Raw genomic sequence first — 559 nt, 5'->3', positions numbered from 1 at the left:
CGCGGAAGGCCCGAAGGTCCCCTCCTTTCCCCCGTAGGGCGTATGCGGTATTAGCAGTCGTTTCCAACTGTTATCCCCCTCGACTGGGCAGATCCCTAGGCATTACTCACCCGTCCGCCGCTCGCCACCTCAGAAGTAAACTCCCTTGTGCTGCCGCTCGACTTGCATGTGTTAGGCCTGCCGCCAGCGTTCAATCTGAGCCATGATCAAACTCTTCAATTAAAGTTTTGTTGCTTCCGTCTTGCGACTTCAGCGGCTCAATGAATTCTGATTTTTTGTTTCTAGCTAAAGAAACAAACTGTACATATTACTATGAACACTCATTGTTACATTGATTTAAATTTTTGACTGCCAACCCGAAGGCTAAGCAGTTTCGATTAACTCAACACCTGTGAGTGTCCACACAGATTTCTTGTTTTATCTTGTTAAAGAGCAACTCAACCTCGTAAGAGAAGGTGAGTACCACACTGAGCGTCGAACGCTTCCAGTTGGCTAGGGCTGCGTATTTTACGCATTTCCCGTTTCGCGTCAAGGAGTTTTTACAACTTCTTGCTACGAT

The 559-nt window shown here is 47.2% G+C and carries 1 rRNA gene; it reads right to left on the bottom strand.

The features are described from left to right. Nucleotides 1–222: ribosomal RNA gene (locus tag L5M71_RS23080) — 16S ribosomal RNA — on the bottom strand; the annotation flags it as partial. Nucleotides 223–559: the final 337 nt, after the last annotated feature.

The sequence above is a fragment of the Shewanella sp. SW1 genome (assembly GCF_025653545.1).
GTDB lineage: Bacteria > Pseudomonadota > Gammaproteobacteria > Enterobacterales > Shewanellaceae > Shewanella > Shewanella oncorhynchi.
Note: the sequence above shows the minus strand (reverse complement) of the source record. Positions and strands in the feature narration are given on the sequence as shown.